The organism is Paenibacillus sp. 11B, assembly GCF_030487755.1.
In the GTDB taxonomy this organism is placed as follows: domain Bacteria; phylum Bacillota; class Bacilli; order Paenibacillales; family Paenibacillaceae; genus Paenibacillus; species Paenibacillus vandeheii.
Map to the genome: position 1 here is coordinate 168,347 of NZ_JAUKNS010000009.1, position 14,721 is coordinate 183,067.

Genomic DNA, 14,721 nt, shown 5'->3' on the forward strand with positions numbered 1-14,721 from the left:
CTGCTTGAATATGGGAGTCCATGATACGGCTTCCTATTGCCTTTTATCGTAAAGTCTTCACTAGTGCTGCCACTTCCTCGTTCCCATATCCATCCTTTATCGCCCTGCTGAACATACGCTCGGCAAATACAGGGAAATCGTTGTTCATTCCAGCTTCACTGGCCTGTTGGAGCAATAATTCAATGGTGACCATGCACGTATGAAGAGAGGTTTGCGGTTGATCGAACTGTGCACGATGGATGACTTCGCCCTCATACTTCATCACATCTCCGATCATGGGTGATATGCTTGCTATCAGTTGGCCCAGGTGATCGACATCCAAACCATCGGACTCCATAATTCGTGCTGCATGGAAGAAACCGATATAGGCTGCAAACAGATAAGCGAGAAACGCCAGATCTGTTGTAGAAGCAGCACTGACCTTTTCACCGAGAAAAGGGGCATATCCTGCCAAACGCTCAATCATATCTTCATTCTCATCATAAGCAGCCTTCGAACCGGAGAAAAATATCGCCGCTTCCGGATTCCCGATCTGTGAAGGTGATGCAGCTATGGCTCCATCCAGATAGTTGGCTCCCAAACCAAGCATCCAAGCTCCAAAATCCCTTGCCTGCTGCGGACTTCCTGTACTTAACTGCAGCACAGTCCGTCCTGAAAGGGCCGCCCGAGCGTCCTCATGGTCCAGTACTTCCCGAGATGCTGCATAGTCCGATACACAGACGATGGACGTCTTGCTGGCACGAATAGCTTCACCCACCGTTGGCACGTAACGCGCCCCTTTTGCAACCAGAGTCTCTGCTTTGTGAGGGGAACGATTCCATGTATGAACCTGATACCCCTTTTCCAGCAAAACCGTTGCCATTGCGCTCCCCATGGATCCCAGTCCAATGATCGTCACTTCTTTCATGCTGTTTTTTCTCCTTTCTGTACTGGCATCAGATGACGCATCACCATATCATTGGGATCCACCATGGAGGTAAATTCTCTGAATTCCATTGTAGAAGGCAACAGCTTCAGTGCCGCTGCGGCGGACTGCATATCCTGCCAATAGATCAAGTCGGTCCAGCTAACCCCATCTTCCGTGCATAACAAACTCCGACGTACAAAACCGGGAATCTGACGCACCAAGCACTGCTCCAGTTCTTCTGCAGCTGTGATAAATTGTACGGGATCTGTTCCTTCCTTCAATCTGAACATAACCAGTTCAAGCACCTCATCCGGGTGATTTACCAGTTCTACCATCTGTTCTGTCCCCTGTTTCATCTTCTCCATCTCTTATCCATCCCTCTCGTTGTTCAGTTCGGCGCAAACTCCAATAAGCTTGACTACATGGCTTAGTATACGAAATAATAGTGCCAACTCATGGCACTAATTATCGGGATCATTAAAATATATTCAGGAGTTGTAACTACCTATGAACAAAGCACAACGACTTGTCCAGCTCATCATGCTGGTAAACGAACGCCAAACCTTTACCATTCAGGAGCTCGCAGATGAATGTGGTGTATCCCGCCGGACGATGATTCGCGATCTGATGGAGTTAAGCGAACTTGGTGTGCCGCTGTATTCGCAGCCTGGGCCTGGTGGAGGTTATCGTGTACTGCGCGACAAGGTTCTTCCGCCCATCCAGTTTACCCAACATGAAGCGACCGCATTATTCCTTGCAGGCCAATCATTAAAGAACTATCGCCATCTGCCGTTTGAAAATGAGGTAAATAGTGCACTGCACAAATTCTATCATTATTTGCCGAATGAGCTTAAACGGAAGATCGATCATATGCAGCAAAAGCTCGTCTTCTGGATTCCACCACATCAACTGGAGCTGCCCCATTTGAGAGGATTACTGGATGCCGCGCTGGAGCAGCGACCCGTACAGATTACATACGAGGCCGCACAGCGCAAGGAGAGGACGATTCATCCGATTGGAATTTATACTATGAACGGATTATGGTACTGTCAGGCTTATTGTGAATTGGCTCAGGGTGATCGCGTGTTCCGGGTAGACCGGGTTCAGGAACTCGATGTTCTCCCGCAACAGCATGTGGATCATAGTAAATTAATCAAGGTAGAGAATATCAGACCCTGGATCATGAGGATGGATGAGACAGATACGCTTGAGCTTAAAGTGACATTAACCCCTGAAGGTGTCAGGCGCTGTCAATCCGAATTATGGCTGTCTTCTTCGATTGATACCCACGAGGATGGTTCAGGGGTTATTCGGCGCTCTATCAGCTCTTCTTACATGTCGTGGGCTGTCCACTTCTTCTTGGGGCTTGGTGCTGAAGCCAACGTCTACGAACCTGCGGAATTAAGAAGCCTCATTCAGCAGAAACTCCAGCAATTGATTGAACTTTACAGGAAGTAATAATTGCACATCGTTGAAACAGTACAAACAACATGAATCCAACCAGTATAAAAAAACAGCCCCTTCATTGTGAACTGCACCTTCCACGCTTGGATGTTGTCTAACCATATAGAGTTCAAATCACTGCAGGGCTGTTTTACATTTAATTGAAGCTGGAGGTAATTACCCAGGAAATACTTATTTACGTGCTAAAAATCGGAGCTAACCTTACTTTCTACTTCATTTACCTACATTAGAAGGAACCACATTTCCTTTACCCTTGATGAATCTAAATACATATCGCACGAGTGGTCCCAGAATAATAAGTTGGTAAGGGAGCGCCAGACTAAAATTTCGAGCGATCGTATGAAGATACGTACTCCATATCGAAGCCCCGCTTAGCTGATTTTCAAGAGATGCCGAGATCATTCCGTATATGGACATCATCAGTACCATCCCAATAACCATGAAAAATGACATAGCGAGAATGCCCAAGATCTTGTTGGACTTGTCAAAGGGTAAAGAAAATGCAATTTTCCTCGCCACTGGTCCGACAATGAAGGACTCCACCAGGAATGCAATGATGAAGCACAATACGAATTGGAACAGTATTTCAAGCGGGGACATCTTGCCGAGTAACCCACTGTGCCATAGATTGAAGAACATCATGACCACGACCATCCCTGTACACATCATCAATCCGAAAATAATATGTTCTTTCTTTGTTGTTGGCAATTCTCTCATCCTCTCTGTTTACTTTGACAATTATAAAGATCCGGGATACACCCACATAAGTGAACATTCTGTGAACTCTACAACCATTGGAAAGCATCTCTTTAGAATCTTTATCATACAGGGAATGTATCTTTCCTATTTGACAACCCCGTAGTCCAGCCCTATGATATTCCTTAAAATGGCAGAATGATTCATCTACTACAAGGAGGATTTTGGATATGAGTTTTCAAAAGCGCATTGACCACGTCGGCATCGCCGTTCGTGATCTGGAGACCACACTCCGCTTCTATACGGAGATTGTTGGTCTTGAATTGAAAGACCGGGTAACCCATACCAACGGCGTCATTCAGCTCGCCTTTCTCGGCTTCAACGGAAGCAACGAGACCGAGATTGAGTTGATTCAGGGATACAGTGACAAGCTGCCTGCCGAAGGAACGGTGCACCATTTTGCCATCCATGTCGATGATCTTGAATCCGAATACAAGCGCATTAAGGCAACCGAGGCCGAATTTATTGATGGAGAGATCATTACACTGCCCAACGGTTACCGTTATTTCTTCATCTATGGACCGGAAAAGGAATGGATTGAGTTCTTCCAGCGCTAAGAATTGGAGCTGATTTGATGAACATTTTAATTACCGGAGCAGCCGGAAAAATTGGACGCGACTTATCTCAACATTTATCAGAGGCATTTCACCTGCGACTTACGGATCTGAATATCGACAGACTGCATACGTATTCTGGGACAGGCCATGAGATCATGGCACTGGATGTGACGGATGCCAAAGCTTGTCAGCAAGCTTGTGAAGGTATGGAAGTGGTTGTACATCTGGCGGGAGCCCCCTCCCCGTATGCCGGCTTCTATGAATCCTTATTGGACATCAATATCAAAGGTACATTTAATGTATTCCGTGCGGCCAAGGATCAAGGCGTACGAAGAGTCATCCTGGCAAGCAGTGCACAGACGATCGAAGGGTATCCCATTGATGCCCAGATCTATCCGGACATGCCAACACGCCCACGGAATTTGTACGGGGTTAGTAAATGTTTTGGTGAATCGCTCGCCTCCTATTTTGCTTATACCGAGGGGTTACAAAGTGTTGCAATACGTATTGGGGCATATGATGATTTCCAACCGGATGGGCCGCCGCTGGAGGCTCGTGATATGAGCGCGTATATTAGTCCGGCTGACTTGTGTGATCTGGTGTTCAAATCGATTATAGCTACAGATCTGGAGCCCTTTACCATACTGCATGGGATCTCGAATAATCGGTTTAAACGCTTGAATCTGGAAACCACGCAGAAACAGGTGGGGTATGACCCGAAATCCGATGCTTTTGCACTCAGCCAGATTTCCTTATATGATTCGCCACGATTCGTCCCTCCATCCAGTTCCTGACTGGACATGCAACGGCCTCTGGCCTATAATTACACCTAGTAATGCCCGTAACTTCATAGTTTCCCAGGGGAGTCGGAATAGGCCGGCTGAGAGTGTATCCCACCAAGATACTGACCCTTAGACCTGATCTGGATCATGCCAGCGTAGGAATCGGAGTATATCGAATTGGCCCAGCCCAGCCTCTTTGCTGAGTGCCACATCTCTAACGCCTGCACGCGTCCCGGATTAACGGGGCGCTTTTTTAATGTTCTTTTTATAGCCAGAGAGCTAAAAAAAGTGACGTCATCCGGATCATAGCTGGTATAAATCTGTCGATTTATGCAAGAAGCTTGGATATGAAGCCAAGGAGCACCCCGCGCCACTGGCCGGACAATATGAAGGAGAGAAATGAAGATGAGATGGCGTAAAATGATGGGATTGCTGCTCTTGTGTGTGCTGCTGGTAACTGTGGCCGCATGCGGCAGCAAAGAAGCTGCACCTTCAGGAGAGAACAGCGGAAGCAACACCGAAAACAGCAGTGAGGGTGACAATGCAGCCCTCAAGGATATTAAAGTGGTACTGGACTGGACACCAAATACGAATCATACCGGCCTGTATGCGGCCGTAGATCAAGGTTTTTATAAAACTGAAGGCTTAAATGTGGAGATTGTTCAGCCAGGTACCGGAGGCGCGGATACCATGGTTGCTTCGAACGAAGTGCCTTTTGGCGTAAGTTATCAGGAGAGTGTGACCCAGGCCCGCACACAGGGCGTACCGCTCGTGTCCATCGCTGCAGTTATTCAGCATAATACATCCGGATTTGCTGCTCCGGTAGATCGGAACATCAAGTCTCCCAAAGATTTCGAAGGCAAAACCTATGGTGGCTGGGGCTCCCCGGTAGAAGAAGCCGTAATGCAGTCCATTATGGAAGGCGAAGGTGCGGATGTATCCAAAGTGAAAAATATTAACATGGGCGATGCAGACTTTTTCACAGCTGTGAAACGCGATATCGATTTTGCCTGGATTTTCTACGCGTGGACGGGCATTGAAGCCGAACTTCGCGGCGAGCCGATCGACATGCTGTATGTGAAGGATTATTCCGAAGCCCTGGATTACTACACACCTGTGCTTGTGACGAATGAACAGACGATTCAGAATGATCCCGAGCTGGTTAAAGCGTTCTTGAAAGCGACTTCCGAAGGATATCAATACGCGATTGAACATCCCGAAGAAGCTGCCAACATTCTGATCAAGGCCGTACCGGATCTGGACAAGGATCTTGTACTCGCGAGCCAGAAATGGCTGAGTCCAAAATATCAGGATGACGCACCACGCTGGGGTGAGCAGAAGCAGGAAGTATGGCAGAACTACACGGATTGGATGTTTAGCAAAAAACTGCTCGATGAGCAGGTAGATGTGTCCAAAGCGTATACAAACGAGTTCTTACCCCAATAAAAATTGTTTAAGTTTAACTTTTTTTACACCAGAACGAAGAGTGCAGAACCCATCTGAAGAAGCGAAGCGGTCGCCTAAAAGCTTTCTTAAAGAAAGCTCCTTCGGAAGCATATGCTATCCCCGGATTTTCCCCATGGGGAAAATGGAATCAAAAAATCCGGGGATAACAGCGATCGGAAGAGGGTACTGCAATCGGAGTGGTAAAGTGTAAAGCTGGTTCAACTCATGCAATTTAACCCGAAAGGAAAAGTGATGTTTCATGGCAAGCACACTACTGAGCATTCAAGTCATTCCCAAAACGCCCAATGGCGAAAATTCCTATCCTTACGTTGATCGTGCCATTGAAGTTATTCAGCAGTCAGGCTTGAAATATCAGGTTAATCCACTCGATACCACGATGGAGGGAGAACTGGAGGAGCTGCTGGAGGTTGTCCGCAAAATGCATGAAGTTCTTGTGGAAGCCGGCAGCCCCAGCATCATCTCACAGATCAAGATCGCCCATAGCCCGAGCGGCTTCAGCATGGACACCCTGACGGAGAAATATCGCTAATGCATGCCTATTGGAAAAGCGTATGGCCGCCCTTCGTGGCGGTTATTCTCTTTATAGCGGTATGGCAGGGAGCTGTCTCCCTGTTTCATATCGAGAAATGGATGCTGCCTGCGCCTTCTGACATCGCCCATGAAGCGGCCTCTCAGGCCGAGCGACTTGGCATGCACGCATGGGCAACCATCCAACTGACATTGATCGGGTTTGCAGCAGGTACACTTACGGGATTACTGATTGCGATGGTGCTGCATCTGATTCCATTTTTGAAATCTGCACTCTATCCATTACTTATTCTTAGTCAAAATATACCGACCATCGCGCTCGCTCCGCTCTTGCTGATCTGGTTCGGATTTGGGCTGCTGCCCAAACTGATTACCATCATTCTGGTCTGCTTCTTCCCGGTGGCTGTAGCTGCCATGGACGGGTTGACCCGCACCGATGCGGCGATGATGAACTATATGCGCATGGCTGGCGCAAAACGCGGCTCAATTTTCTGGAAGCTTGAGCTTCCACATGCGCTGCCCTCGGTGTTCTCAGGGATCAAAATTGCCGCTACGTACAGCGTCATGGGTGCGATCATCGCGGAATGGATTGGAGCAGATAAGGGCATCGGGTATTATATGATGCTGCAAAAATCGGCCTATCGGACGGACCGTCTGTTCGTAGCAATCATGATTATTGTGGCACTGAGTCTGCTGCTCTTCCTGCTCATTGCACTACTGGAGAAGCTGCTCGTTCGCTGGCGACCGCAGAAGCGATAATTTTGAAATATGCCCTATATAAAGGTTAGGAAGTGATGACGAGATGACACCCGAACACAACGAGCGGGCAGCTGCTTCGCCGGATGCGCGTACAACAACTCCAACGGGTAGCAGAGGTCCTGAACATGAAGCCGTGACCTTAACTGCTAAACATTCATCGCCAGCGTTGGAAGTTCAGAATGTGCATGCCTCGTTCCGCGAGCGGCGTAGCACATTACCCGTTCTGGATAGCTTGTCCCTGAACGTGGAACAAGGAGAATTCGTAGCCATCGTCGGCCCCTCCGGCTGCGGCAAAAGCACCCTTTTCCACATCATCGGCGGTTTGCTGAAACCACAGGAGGGCCAAATTCTGATGAATGGTCAGGATGTTACCGGACAGCGCGGCAAGATCAGTTATATGCCGCAGCAGCCTGCCCTCTTCCCGTGGCGTACCATTGAAGACAATGTGCTGCTTGCTGGCGAGGTGTCTGCGGACACACCGCCACGATCCGAAGCGCTTGCCAATGCCCGGAAGTGGTTGGGCAGTGTCGGACTGGCCGGATTCGAACGAGCCTATCCGCATATGTTATCGGGCGGCATGCAGCAGCGGGTTGCATTTCTGCGCGCCCTGCTCAGTCCACAGGAGCTGATGCTGCTGGACGAACCATTCAGCGCGCTGGATGCACTGACCCGCAGCGACATGCAGCGCTGGCTGCTCGATATCTGGGAACAGAATCGCCGCTCGGTGCTGTTCATTACGCATAATATCGAGGAAGCCTTGCTGCTTGCTGATCGCATCTATGTTTTATCGAACCGGCCTGCAGCCGTACTGCACGAGGTCGATGTTCCCTTTGAACGTCCACGGCGCGAAGCGATCACGGAGGAACCTGCTTTTCTTGAGCGTAAGCGGCAAATTTCCCAGTGGATGAGAGAAGAACAACAGAAGACCCGCCTATCCAAATAGTGCGGGTTTTTAAGTTATTATTTTCCTGAAATGGGTGATCCAAGAGAGACTACGCTGCGTAACATTGGTAAAAGACAAAAAGGAGGAGTTTATCCATGCACTCAACCGCTTTTGCACCCTTGATCGATGCACATCTTCACTTGGACAAATATACACCTGAAGAACAACGCGAGATGCTGCATTCCTTCTCATCCCACCAAGTTGAAGCCGTCATCGCCGTCTCCATGAATCTGGCATCTGCCCAAGCCAACCTGGAACTAGCTTCACAATACCCTCGTGCCGTATATCCAGCCTTTGGTTTCCACCCTGAACAGGCCCTGCCGTCCCTGGCAGAGCTGGATCTGTTCTTCCACTGGATCGAAAAGTATATCGGACAAGCTATAGCGATTGGGGAAGTTGGATTGCCTTATTACAACCGACAGGAAGCCGAACAATCCGGACAACTCTTTGATCAGAGCGGCTATATCGATCTGTTGGAGCGATTTATCCAGCTGGCGAAGCGGCACAGTAAACCGATTGTACTGCACGCTGTATACGAGGATGCCGATATCGCCTGTGACCTGCTGGAGCAATATCAGCATCGCCGCGCTCATTTTCACTGGTTCAAAGGTTCCAAGCGGACCGTCCAGCGAATGGCTGACAACGGACACTTCGTCTCATTCACACCCGATATCATCTATGAAGAGGAAATTCGCGAACTGGCCCGCCAGTATCCTTCGGAGCAAGTTATGGCAGAGACCGATGGACCTTGGCCTTTCGAGGGGCCTTTTCAGGGAAGAATGACACACCCTGCCATGACCAGACAAGTGATTCAGGCCTGGAGCGAAGTGACCGGTATGGGCACAGAGCGGGCTGCGCGCCTCTTTTATCAGAATACGAAACGCTTCTACGGTCTTCCTTAGACGCTATTCATAAGCACCAAAAAAAGAAGTCAGCTGGCATCCGCCGTACTGACTTCTTTGGAATTCACTTTTTAACGCTTCAGGAACCCTTTACCTTCGAGAAAAGGCTTCATCTGTAGACGTACCGGCTCTGTGAGACGTTTCGCCATCATTTCGGACCATGGTGTCGAACGTTCCCCTTGGGTGCGCTCCTTCATGTATGCAGCGGTCGTTTCATCATAGCTCTCGACGCCTTTGAGGGTCTGCTCAGCGTTATAGTGGCCATGGTGTAAGACGGCATCCAGCGGTAGACGCGGACGAATGCCCGTCTCCTGATCCGCAACACCAATGCACATGCCATAGACCGGATAGACACCTTCAGGCAAGCCTAACACTTCGTTGACTTCTTCAATGCGGTTACGCAGCCCGCCAATATAGACAATACCGAAACCTAACGACTCTGCCGCAAGCGCCGCATTTTGTGAAGCAAGCGCAACATCAATTGTCGCTACCATAAAGTTCTCAGTGGAGTCCTCATAGGATTCCTTCTCCGGCAAGTGACGTTTAGCAGCATCACTCAGACGATAAAGATCAGCACACCACACAAGAAACACAGGACATTCGTTGACGTAAGACTGATTACCCGCCAATTCAGCCAATTTGGCCTTCTGCTCCTGTTCGGTAACAGCAATTACAGTATAAGCCTGTACACTACTTGAAGAGGAAGCCATCTGCCCGGCTGCCACGATTGCTGCCAGCTGTTCCTCGCTTACCGGGTCTGGCTTGAATTTCCGTACAGAGCGGTGTTTCATCATCAATTCAATGGTTTCGTTCATTGCCATTCACTCCCAATCCTCGTAGTACGAATTCAATGGTTTGCTCGGCCAGCTCATCTGTATTCATGTGCTGATAGTCAAAGCTAAACCGTGAATTCTTGGCCCGTTTGTGCGCCAAAGCCACACCCATGACCTGAAGCATCGCATAAGACACGGACTCTATTTGGAACACGCCCTGCTCCTTGCCTTCACGAAGCAGTTCCCTCACTCTGGTCCAGACGGGGTCCAGAAAGCGAAACACGGTATGTGTGCGATGAGTACGAAGCGTAATTTCCAGCTGTACAATATCGCTCATCTCCCGGTCCGTCATCGTGAACTTTACGACTTCACCTATGATTCGTCGGATACCTTCCACAGGCGAGGACATGGACTCTGCAGCCAACTCGTTCATCATATGATCAGGAAAAAAGTGCTCAAATAATGCTTCGAACACCTTTTCTTTGCCGCCAAAATGATACGAGACCAGCGACACATTCGCACCCGCCTCATCACAGATTTGACGAACACTTGTCCCATCATACCCCTGCTGTGCAAAAAGTTTCTTGGCTGCAAGCAGAATCCTCGTCTTGATATCCAATTCCGGTTCCGTCATTCGTTCCGCTCCTCTTGTCCGTTCTATTCATATGCTCCAGCTCACCGGGCTGCAGCAAGACTGCTCTATCGTTTCATTATGAAAGTTTGTGCATCAAAGTGCAAGGTTTGCCGTCTGCAATCCTGCAAGTCTCAACCTACTATTAAACCAAGCACCCCGGTGAAAATCACCGGGGTGCTTGATCATATCCTATGAAGATCATTACGTCTGGAATATTAGCTGTTCATTGGAGCCGGGCTTGGTACCCCGGCTGGCATGCGTTGTTTTTTCAACAACGTCACTACCAGGGAGAGGGCTACTGCAATGACCAGCACAATAGCAACCGATCCAGCTGCCGCTTGGACACCAGGTCCTCCGAGCTGAACGCTAAGAATACCTTGTACTGCATACGTTGCAGGCAGATATTGCCCAATGCCGCTGTAGAAGCTGTTCAGCAATTCACGTGGCACCATTGCACCGGAAGATACCAGTTGCAGAGACAATGAAATGATATTGAACAGGCTTCCCGCCGGTCCGAAGCAGATCAGGAAGAACTGGGAGAAGAACATGAATGTGCAGAGGAACAACGCCTGGAACAACCAGAATGCGATAAATCCTTGCTCAATCTGTCCGCCCAAGGACACAATTAGTGATGATCCCAGCAGGGAAACCACCAGGGCAGACCCAATGTTAATGACCATTCTGGCACCGAACAAAGTAAGACGGGAGTAAGTAGTGGACAGCATACCCATCACTGTCTGCAGGTTCATACCCATGATCATGGCTCCTACATAAGAAGCCAGTACCATCATCATCGGAACCATCTGGTTATTCATGCCGTTAACCGGATTGATTGAAGTGGTTGTGCCTTCCACACGGGTAGTCAGGTTGGTAGCAGCTTCAGCAGCCTGATCCGCAGGCGCTCCTGCGGCCGTCAGCACGGTCTGTACACCCTGAGCTGTTGCTTGCTTGTTAATCGTGTTCGTCACGCTTTGCGACACGCCTTGCATCATGCTTTTAATCGTAACCGGGTTCGCCTCGTTAATGGTGTACTTAATCTCGGCGGTGGAACCGGCTGTCTGAAGCAGTTCATTAAACCCTGCCGGAATATTCAGCACCATATGAATCTTGCGATGGTTTAACTCATCCAGCGCTTCAGCGGCACTCAGATTAGATACGGTATGAAAAGGAAGTGTCTCGGCCATGCGATCTGCGATCCCCTTGGACTGCTCTCCATCCTCATTGACAACGGCAACCGTCAATTCATTCATCCGGTCATTCACTCCGGAATATGCTGTCATCCAGATCACGCTAAAGATCACTTGGAACATAAGTGCCGTCACGATCCCTACAATTACTGGTGGTTTTTTCAATAACACGCGTAAAGCCTGTAACATAAATGATGTCCTCCATTACTAGATAGTTCTAATTTGATTTAAACGTTTGTTTGAATCAAACGATTGTTTTAAATTTTAAATCCATATGTCTATATTGTCAATTAATTTCTGAAAGGTTCAGAAAAGATAAAGATGTCTTTCGCAAACCATAGTCATTCTTTTCATAAAAGGACATTCCTTCATATGCCCGTCTTCTACTAACAAGGAACGGACTTTTGCTTTAACCTTTCAGGCCATTTTTCCAACAAAAAAAACACGATCCGTCGCAACGGACCGCGCTTTTATTTATGGTTTTTGAAGATAGAAACGTTGAGCCCTTCCATACAGGGTAATCAGTCGTTCCGTTTCAGTTTCATTCGTTGCAGACGTAGCGAATTCAGTACAACCGACACAGAGCTGAACGCCATGGCCGCACCTGCCAACCAAGGAGCTAGGAAGCCTACTGCTGCAATTGGAATACCAATTACGTTATAACCAAGTGCCCAGAACAGATTCTGCTTGATATTGCCCATGGTGCGTCGGCTCATCTCGATGGCATCTGCAATACTGTTCAAATCGCCGCGCATCAGCGTAATATCCGCCGCTTCCATCGCTACATCGGTCCCGGTTCCAATCGCCATACCGATATCCGCTGTAGCCAGAGCTGGAGCATCGTTGATTCCATCTCCAACCATCGCTACCTTGAGTCCGCTCTCCTGAAGCTTCTTCACTTCCGCGGCTTTGCCCTCTGGCAATACCTCAGCCAGGACTTTACCGATTCCAGCCTGTTCTGCCACGGCGCGAGCTGTTCGCTCATTGTCTCCCGTAATCATGATGACATCAATTCCCATGGCTTGCAGCCGCTTAATGGCTTCTCGTGAAGTTTCCCTGATGGTGTCAGCCACAGCAACGATCCCTGCCCATTGACCATCCACCGCGATCAGCATCGCAGTGCGTCCTTGTTCTTCAAGGTTGTTCATCTGCTGCATGGTTTCCTCAGAGACATTCACCTTCGCATCCGTAAGCAGTCGGCGTGTCCCGACCAGGATCTCTTGCCCTTGAACCTGGGCCCGCACACCATATCCCGGTATGTTCTCGAATTGCTCTGGATTGTTCAGTTCCAGGCCTTTACCTCGAATTCCTTCCACAATCGCTTCAGCCAAAGGATGCTCCGAACTTTGTTCTGCTGCTCCCACCCGCTGAAGCAGATCTGCTTCCGTCCAATGTGGAGCTGTCACTACATCCGTAAGCACGGGCTTCCCTTGGGTAACTGTACCTGTTTTGTCCAGTACAACCGTCTGGATCTGCTGGGCCGATTCCAGATGTTCGCCGCCTTTGAATAACACACCATATTCAGCCGCACGTCCTGATCCAGCCATAATGGACGTTGGCGTTGCAAGGCCAAGCGCACAAGGACAAGCGATCACCAGTACAGCAATCGCCTTCTCCAGCGAACCGGCAAAGTCGCCAGGACTCGCGAACAGATACCAGATCAAGAACGTCACTGCCGCGATTCCTACAACAATCGGAACAAAGATACCGGAGATCACATCGGCAATCCGCTGAATGGGCGCTTTGGAGCCCTGCGCTTGCTCAACCACTTTAATAATCTGCGATAACGCCGTGTCAGAGCCTACTCGGGTCGCACGCAGTCTTAATACTCCATTTTTGTTCAGCGTAGCACCTGTAACGGTATCTCCCGGTTTTTTATCAACGGGCAGGCTCTCTCCGCTTAACATGGATTCATCGACAGAAGACTGTCCTTCCTCCACGACGCCGTCCACCGGAATACTATCTCCGGGTTTCACGAGAACCAGATCACCTACCGCGACATACGCCGACGGTACAACAACCTCCTGACCATCACGAATCACTCTGGCTTCACGTGGAGCAAGTTCGATGAGGCTCTTAATCGCCTGAGAGGAGCGCCCCTTGGCTACGGCCTCAAACCATTTTCCCAATAGGATCAGCGTAATCAGAATCGCACTCGTCTCATAATAAAGCTCTACTGTTGGCATGACTGCTGTAGTCATTCCCGCCCCGCCATGATCCATCATGGTCGAAGCTGTACTGCCACTGGTCAGGGTCAGATACAGACTGTAAAAGAAAGCTGCACTTGTACCCAAAGCAACCAGTACATCCATGTTGGCACTGCCATTACGCAGCGCTTTATAGGCGCCCACATAGAACTGCCAGCCAATTACAAACTGTACCGGAGTTGCCATTACCAGCTGGAACCATGGATTCATGAACAAGTCGGGTACCCATATCCAGGATGTGAACGAGAAATGGCCTACCATCGCCCACAACAGGGGCAAAGATAACAAGGCAGAGATCATCCACTTCCATTTTTTGCGCTGCAACTCACGTTCACGCACCGATTTCGTCTCTTCTTGCGTCTGTTGCAGCTCAGCTCCATAACCAAGTTGCTTGATCTTCGCCGTAATATCGGATGCCTTCAATACTCCGGCAACGTATTCCACATGCCCTTTCTCAAGCGCCAGATTCACATTCGCACGGGTTACACCCGGTAAACGTGAGAGGCCCTTTTCGATTCGAGCAGAACAAGCAGCACAGGTCATCCCTGTAATGTCCAGATCCACCGATTCCGTTACTGTACCGTAGCCAAGCGCCTCCACCTTATCCCGCAATGCATTGATGTTCGTTGTCTTCGGATCATAGGAAACCGTTGCTTGCTCTATGGCGAGGTTAACATTCGCCTGATTGACCCCTTCCATTCGGGACAACCCCTTCTCAATTCGTGTAGAGCAGGCAGCACAGGTCATACCTGTGATTTGCAGTGTTGTCTGTAATCCCGCTGCTTCCGGTGATGGTTCTGAGGCTGATGTGTTTTCCATTGCCGATGACTTATCCATGTTGTTAGCTCCTTTCTT

General features: G+C 49.2%; 15 protein-coding genes and 1 riboswitch. Of the genes, 8 read left to right on the forward strand and 7 right to left on the reverse strand.

Features of this window, described 5'->3' with window-relative positions; genetic code table 11:
- Nucleotides 1–43: 43 nt before the first annotated feature.
- Together Q0V21_RS29720 and Q0V21_RS29725 are read right to left on the reverse strand one after the other, a co-directional pair.
- The gene (locus Q0V21_RS29720) at nucleotides 44–907 is read right to left on the reverse strand and encodes an NAD(P)-dependent oxidoreductase (RefSeq protein WP_079348713.1); all 864 of its coding nucleotides are present in this window, start codon (nucleotides 905–907) and stop codon (nucleotides 44–46) included.
- Nucleotides 904–1,272, reverse strand: coding sequence for a hypothetical protein (locus tag Q0V21_RS29725; RefSeq protein WP_301881977.1), 369 nt, complete (start codon nucleotides 1,270–1,272; stop codon nucleotides 904–906). Before Q0V21_RS29725 ends, Q0V21_RS29720 begins: the two co-directional genes overlap by 4 nt.
- 142 nt (nucleotides 1,273–1,414) lie before the next feature.
- Between Q0V21_RS29725 and Q0V21_RS29730 the strand changes: the two genes are divergently transcribed.
- Nucleotides 1,415–2,365 (forward strand): helix-turn-helix transcriptional regulator, encoded by a 951-nt coding sequence (locus Q0V21_RS29730; protein ID WP_079348710.1) that lies wholly within the window; start codon nucleotides 1,415–1,417, stop codon nucleotides 2,363–2,365.
- A 219-nt stretch (nucleotides 2,366–2,584) separates the two neighbouring features.
- On the opposite strand, the gene Q0V21_RS29735 is transcribed toward Q0V21_RS29730, so the two are convergent.
- On the reverse strand, nucleotides 2,585–3,079 hold the full coding sequence (locus Q0V21_RS29735) for a DUF2798 domain-containing protein (RefSeq protein ID WP_079348708.1): 495 nt from the start codon (nucleotides 3,077–3,079) through the stop codon (nucleotides 2,585–2,587).
- Nucleotides 3,080–3,297: 218 nt separating this feature from the next.
- On the opposite strand from Q0V21_RS29735, the gene Q0V21_RS29740 reads away from it, so the two are divergent.
- From Q0V21_RS29740 to Q0V21_RS29770, 7 genes are all read left to right on the forward strand, one after another.
- The gene (locus tag Q0V21_RS29740) at nucleotides 3,298–3,684 is read left to right on the forward strand and encodes a VOC family protein (protein WP_079348705.1); all 387 of its coding nucleotides are present in this window, start codon (nucleotides 3,298–3,300) and stop codon (nucleotides 3,682–3,684) included.
- 17 nt (nucleotides 3,685–3,701) lie between these two features.
- A complete protein-coding gene (locus tag Q0V21_RS29745; protein WP_079348702.1) occupies nucleotides 3,702–4,478 on the forward strand; it encodes an NAD-dependent epimerase/dehydratase family protein in 777 nt (258 codons plus the stop codon).
- A gap of 55 nt (nucleotides 4,479–4,533) precedes the next feature.
- Nucleotides 4,534–4,646: riboswitch (TPP riboswitch) on the forward strand.
- 225 nt (nucleotides 4,647–4,871) lie between these two features.
- Nucleotides 4,872–5,912, forward strand: a complete 1,041-nt coding sequence (locus Q0V21_RS29750) for an ABC transporter substrate-binding protein (RefSeq protein WP_301881983.1) — start codon at nucleotides 4,872–4,874, stop codon at nucleotides 5,910–5,912.
- 259 nt (nucleotides 5,913–6,171) lie between these two features.
- A complete protein-coding gene (locus tag Q0V21_RS29755; RefSeq protein ID WP_024632265.1) occupies nucleotides 6,172–6,462 on the forward strand; it encodes a thiamine-binding protein in 291 nt (96 codons plus the stop codon).
- Nucleotides 6,462–7,220, forward strand: a complete 759-nt coding sequence (locus Q0V21_RS29760; protein WP_079348698.1) for an ABC transporter permease — start codon at nucleotides 6,462–6,464, stop codon at nucleotides 7,218–7,220. The genes Q0V21_RS29755 and Q0V21_RS29760 overlap by 1 nt, the downstream gene beginning before the upstream one ends.
- Nucleotides 7,221–7,263: 43 nt before the next feature.
- A complete protein-coding gene (locus Q0V21_RS29765) occupies nucleotides 7,264–8,163 on the forward strand; it encodes an ABC transporter ATP-binding protein (protein WP_301881986.1) in 900 nt (299 codons plus the stop codon).
- 95 nt (nucleotides 8,164–8,258) lie between these two features.
- Nucleotides 8,259–9,065: a TatD family hydrolase gene (locus Q0V21_RS29770; RefSeq protein ID WP_301881989.1), complete on the forward strand. Its 807-nt coding sequence runs from the start codon at nucleotides 8,259–8,261 to the stop codon at nucleotides 9,063–9,065.
- A 71-nt stretch (nucleotides 9,066–9,136) separates the two neighbouring features.
- Here Q0V21_RS29770 and nfsA read toward each other — a convergent pair whose 3' ends face one another.
- From nfsA to Q0V21_RS29790, 4 genes are all read right to left on the reverse strand, one after another.
- Complete coding sequence (nfsA, locus tag Q0V21_RS29775; RefSeq protein WP_301881990.1) at nucleotides 9,137–9,880, reverse strand: oxygen-insensitive NADPH nitroreductase; 744 nt, start codon at nucleotides 9,878–9,880, stop codon at nucleotides 9,137–9,139.
- Nucleotides 9,864–10,472 (reverse strand): TetR family transcriptional regulator, encoded by a 609-nt coding sequence (locus Q0V21_RS29780; protein WP_079348679.1) that lies wholly within the window; start codon nucleotides 10,470–10,472, stop codon nucleotides 9,864–9,866. Before Q0V21_RS29780 ends, nfsA begins: the two co-directional genes overlap by 17 nt.
- Before the next feature lie 215 nt (nucleotides 10,473–10,687).
- On the reverse strand, nucleotides 10,688–11,848 hold the full coding sequence (locus Q0V21_RS29785; protein ID WP_301881993.1) for a YhgE/Pip domain-containing protein: 1,161 nt from the start codon (nucleotides 11,846–11,848) through the stop codon (nucleotides 10,688–10,690).
- Nucleotides 11,849–12,180: 332 nt separating this feature from the next.
- On the reverse strand, nucleotides 12,181–14,685 hold the full coding sequence (locus Q0V21_RS29790) for a heavy metal translocating P-type ATPase (RefSeq protein ID WP_301882116.1): 2,505 nt from the start codon (nucleotides 14,683–14,685) through the stop codon (nucleotides 12,181–12,183).
- Nucleotides 14,686–14,721: the final 36 nt, after the last annotated feature.

Coding starts and splice junctions, on each gene's coding strand:
- Q0V21_RS29720 (WP_079348713.1), bottom strand. CDS start 907: ATGAAAGAAGTGACGATCATTGGACTGGGATCCATGGGGAGCGCAATG.
- Q0V21_RS29725 (WP_301881977.1), bottom strand. CDS start 1,272: ATGGAGAAGATGAAACAGGGGACAGAACAGATGGTAGAACTGGTAAAT.
- Q0V21_RS29730 (WP_079348710.1), top strand. CDS start 1,415: ATGAACAAAGCACAACGACTTGTCCAGCTCATCATGCTGGTAAACGAA.
- Q0V21_RS29740 (WP_079348705.1), top strand. CDS start 3,298: ATGAGTTTTCAAAAGCGCATTGACCACGTCGGCATCGCCGTTCGTGAT.
- Q0V21_RS29745 (WP_079348702.1), top strand. CDS start 3,702: ATGAACATTTTAATTACCGGAGCAGCCGGAAAAATTGGACGCGACTTA.
- Q0V21_RS29750 (WP_301881983.1), top strand. CDS start 4,872: ATGAGATGGCGTAAAATGATGGGATTGCTGCTCTTGTGTGTGCTGCTG.
- Q0V21_RS29755 (WP_024632265.1), top strand. CDS start 6,172: ATGGCAAGCACACTACTGAGCATTCAAGTCATTCCCAAAACGCCCAAT.
- Q0V21_RS29760 (WP_079348698.1), top strand. CDS start 6,462: ATGCATGCCTATTGGAAAAGCGTATGGCCGCCCTTCGTGGCGGTTATT.
- Q0V21_RS29765 (WP_301881986.1), top strand. CDS start 7,264: ATGACACCCGAACACAACGAGCGGGCAGCTGCTTCGCCGGATGCGCGT.
- Q0V21_RS29770 (WP_301881989.1), top strand. CDS start 8,259: ATGCACTCAACCGCTTTTGCACCCTTGATCGATGCACATCTTCACTTG.
- nfsA (WP_301881990.1), bottom strand. CDS start 9,880: ATGAACGAAACCATTGAATTGATGATGAAACACCGCTCTGTACGGAAA.
- Q0V21_RS29780 (WP_079348679.1), bottom strand. CDS start 10,472: ATGACGGAACCGGAATTGGATATCAAGACGAGGATTCTGCTTGCAGCC.
- Q0V21_RS29785 (WP_301881993.1), bottom strand. CDS start 11,848: ATGTTACAGGCTTTACGCGTGTTATTGAAAAAACCACCAGTAATTGTA.
- Q0V21_RS29790 (WP_301882116.1), bottom strand. CDS start 14,685: ATGGAAAACACATCAGCCTCAGAACCATCACCGGAAGCAGCGGGATTA.